This window comes from Anoxybacillus sp. LAT27, assembly GCF_022030075.1.
Classification (GTDB): Bacteria; Bacillota; Bacilli; order Bacillales; family Anoxybacillaceae; genus Anoxybacillus; species Anoxybacillus kestanbolensis.
The window spans coordinates 1-223 of the sequence record NZ_JAIWYK010000409.1 but is presented as its reverse complement, the minus strand read 5'-3'; the positions used below and the strand labels follow the sequence as shown (position 1 = coordinate 223).

The 223-nt window shown below is 61.9% G+C and carries 1 pseudogene; it reads right to left on the bottom strand.

The annotated features are described in order from the left end of the window. Positions 1 to 223, bottom strand: a pseudogene (locus LD028_RS18295) (hypothetical protein); the annotation flags it as partial.

Genomic DNA, 223 nt, shown 5'->3' with positions numbered 1-223 from the left:
ACTGTCGTGCTCGCAATGCACTGCGATCCAGGGGCGGAACGCCGGGTCCTTTTCCTGTTTGCTCAACAGCGCATCGCGGGCATTGACCACCAGGTTGATCAGCACCTGCTCAAGCTGGTCGACGTAACCTTTGACCTGCATCGCAGCGTCCGCTGGCGTGACGCGCACCTCCACACCTTTGCCGCGCAAGCCTTCACCGAGCAGTGACAGCGTGCCTTCCACC